3 protein-coding genes are annotated in these 3,293 nt (G+C 65.8%); 2 read left to right on the forward strand and 1 reads right to left on the reverse strand.

Annotated elements, in window-relative coordinates:
* Positions 1-121 precede the first annotated feature (121 nt).
* A complete protein-coding gene (locus Q8Q53_RS09080) occupies positions 122-1,396 on the reverse strand; it encodes a dicarboxylate/amino acid:cation symporter (RefSeq protein WP_305701448.1) in 1,275 nt (424 codons plus the stop codon).
* A 109-nt stretch (positions 1,397-1,505) separates the two neighbouring features.
* Here Q8Q53_RS09080 and glmM point away from each other — a divergent pair, with 109 nt between their 5' ends.
* Both glmM and Q8Q53_RS09090 read left to right on the forward strand, forming a co-directional pair.
* Positions 1,506-2,864: a phosphoglucosamine mutase gene (gene glmM / locus Q8Q53_RS09085; protein ID WP_305701449.1), complete on the forward strand. Its 1,359-nt coding sequence runs from the start codon at positions 1,506-1,508 to the stop codon at positions 2,862-2,864.
* A gap of 111 nt (positions 2,865-2,975) precedes the next feature.
* Positions 2,976-3,200: a DUF1272 domain-containing protein gene (locus Q8Q53_RS09090; RefSeq protein WP_305701450.1), complete on the forward strand. Its 225-nt coding sequence runs from the start codon at positions 2,976-2,978 to the stop codon at positions 3,198-3,200.
* Positions 3,201-3,293: the final 93 nt, after the last annotated feature.

The following is a 3,293-nucleotide window of genomic DNA, read 5'->3' on the forward strand; positions in this document are numbered from 1 at the left end:
TTTACTAAATGGTTTTTTAATAACTCACCCCCCTACCCGTTGGTGTCTAGCGTTGTCGATACACAGCGGCGCTGGCGTGTCTCGACTACGCTCGACACGAACGGATGGAGTGGATGAGAATTCAATCCTTCACTGCGCGCCGGTCCACGGTCGCTGCTGCCGCCACGTCCATCGTCACGTTGCCAACCGTGCGCATGATATCGGGCAGCACTTCCACCGCGACCAGCAGCGCCAGCGGCCCGACCGGCACGCCCATCGCAATCGCGATCGGGCCGATCGCGGTCACGAAACTGATCGCGCCGGGGAGCGAGACCGAGCCGATGGTCGTCGCCAGCGCCACCACCACGCCGGTCGCCAGCATCAGCGGGGTCAGTTCCATCCCGGCCAGCTTGGCAACATAGATCGCCACGCCCAGGTTCATCGCCGGGCCGGTCGCGCGGAACAGCGCGACCGCCAGCGGCAGAACGAACTCACCGGTCGTATCGCGCAGACCCAGCGTGCGGCAGGCGGCCAGCATTGCGGGCAGGCTGGCGAGCGAGGACTGCGTTGAAATCGCCATCGCCTGCACCGGCAGCACCGCGCGCGCGAATTTGCCCAGCGATTGCCGCGCCAGCACTACCGCGACCGCATAAGCCAGCAGCAGCACCACCGCCCCCATCGACGCGACTGACAGGATGTAATGCACCAGCGCGCCCAGCGCGGCCGCACCGCTTTGCCCCGCGACCAGCAGCGACAGCGCGAACACGCCCACCGGTGCAACTTTCAGCACCCAGCCGATGATCGTCAGCATCGCGCCGGTGACCGCTTCGAAAAACGTCACCATCAGCGTCCGGTGCGCATCGGGCAGGCGGACGATGGCCAGCGCCAGCAGGCTGAAAAACACGATGATCGCGATCATCGCGGTTTCGGCGGCGGCGGCGAAAATATTAGCCGGGATCAGCGATTTCAGGAAATCGAGGATCGTCGGCACTTCCGCCGGGGCGGCGCTGGCAAGGCCGGCGCGCAGCGCGGCGGCGGCGCTTTCGGGGATCGGCACGGCTTCCAGCAACGCAGGCATGGCAAAGGCGGTGAACACTGTTCCCGTCGTCAGCACGGCGGCGAACATGCCGAGCGAGAACAGCGCCACCCGGCCCGCGCGGGCGGCCAGCACGGTCTGGACGATCCCGATCACCAGCAGCGCGGCGACCAGCGGCACGATTGTCATCTGCAAGGCGCGCAGCCACAGCGTGCCGACCAGATCGGCCAGCGGCAGCACCCATTCCGCCGCCGCGCGGCCTTCCAGCACGATCCCCAGCGCCAGCCCCGCACCCAGTCCGCCAAGTGTCCAGGCCACCGGCACCCGCACATCGGGAATGAAGCTGCTGGTCCCGGTGACAGGCGGGCTGGCGGTGGTCATGAAGGAAGGTCCCCTGTCAGTTGTTGCTGGCGTCGGTTATTGTTGGCGTGACATTAACCGTGCGGCGCGACATAGCAATTTGGAAGCAAATTCATGCTACAGGGCGCTGATGGGACGGCAATTTTTCGGCACGGACGGGATCCGGGGCAAGACCAACGCAGGCGTGATGACCGCCGCGACCGCAATGAAAGTGGGTCAGGCGGCTGGCACGCATTTCATGCGCGGCAGTCACCAGCACCGCGTGGTGATCGGCAAGGACACGCGCCTGTCCGGCTATATGCTGGAAAACGCGCTGGTCGCGGGGTTCACCAGCGTGGGGATGGACGTGATCCTGCTGGGGCCGCTGCCCACCCCGGCGGTCGCGCTGCTGACACGCGAACTGCGCGCCGATGTCGGCGTGATGATTTCCGCCAGCCACAACCCGTATGAGGACAACGGCATCAAGCTGTTCGGCCCGGACGGCTTCAAGCTGTCGGACGAGGATGAGCTGGCGATCGAGACGATGCTGGCGCAGGATCTGCCGCTGGCCGCGTCCCCCGAAATCGGCCGCGCCCGCCGGATCGAGGATGCGCGCGGACGCTATATCCACGCGGTCAAAAGCTCGCTGCCGGATTCGCTCCGGTTCGACGGACTGAAGATCGTGGTCGATTGCGCCAATGGCGCGGCCTATCAGGTCGCGCCGTCCGCCATCTGGGAACTCGGCGCGGAAGTGATCGCCATCGGGGTGTCCCCCAACGGCAAGAACATCAACGACCGCTGCGGATCGACCCACCTTGAACTGGTCAGGGAAACCGTGGTCGCCAGCGGCGCGGACATCGGCATTGCGCTGGACGGCGATGCCGACCGGCTGATCGTGGTCGATGAACATGGCAAGACCGTGGACGGCGACCAGCTGATGGCGCTGATCGGCACGCAGATGGCCGCGCGCGGGGCACTGCGCGGCGGCGGTATCGTCGCCACGGTGATGTCCAATCTGGGGCTGGAACGGTTTCTGGCCGCGCAGGGCCTGGACCTGATCCGCGCCAAAGTGGGCGACCGCTATGTGCTCGAAGCCATGAAGGCGGGCGGCTTCAACGTCGGCGGGGAACAGTCCGGCCACATGATCATGCTCGATCACGCCACCACCGGCGACGGCACCGTTGCCGCGCTGCAAGTGCTGGCCGCGCTGGTCCAGTCGGGCAAGAAAGCCAGCGAGCTGCTGCACTTGTTCGATCCGGTGCCGCAACTGCTCAAGAACGTGCGCTTTGCAGGCGGCCAATTCTCAAGAGACAATGGGCCGCTGGACGATCCACGCGTGCAGGCGGTCATCGCTGCCGCCGAGGCGCAGCTCGCAGGCCGGGGCCGACTGGTGATCCGCCCGTCCGGGACCGAACCCGTGATCCGCGTCATGGCCGAAGGCGATGATGCCGCCGAAGTCGAACAGGTGGTCGATGCGATCTGCGCGGCCGTGAAGGAAGCAGCGCAATAACCAGACCCGCCAGTCCTGAGCTTGTCGAAGGACCGTCCTGCTTCTGGCTTGGTTCGGCGCACGAAGAACAGTACAGCCCTTCGACAAGCTCAGGGTGAGCGGAGATTGTGTATGCTTGAGATGCGGCCCGATTGCGAAAAGTGCGGCTGCGACTTGCCCGCTGAGGCACCCGGCGCGTTCATCTGCTCGTTCGAATGCACGTTCTGCACCACCTGCGCCGATGCGCTGGACGAACGTTGCCCCAATTGCGGGGGCGAACTGCTGGATCGACCGGCACGGGCCAAGGCGCTCCATGCCAGGCATCCGCCCTCTGCCGTGCGGAAGTTCAAGGGTTGAACCCTTCTCCTGTCAAACCCTTCCCCCGCCGTTCGTGTCGAGCGTAGTCGAGACACGCCGCGCGGGCGTGTCTCGACTACGCTCGACACGAAC

Origin of the sequence: Novosphingobium sp., assembly GCF_030699305.1 — a bacterium.
Taxonomy (GTDB): domain Bacteria; phylum Pseudomonadota; class Alphaproteobacteria; order Sphingomonadales; family Sphingomonadaceae; genus Novosphingobium.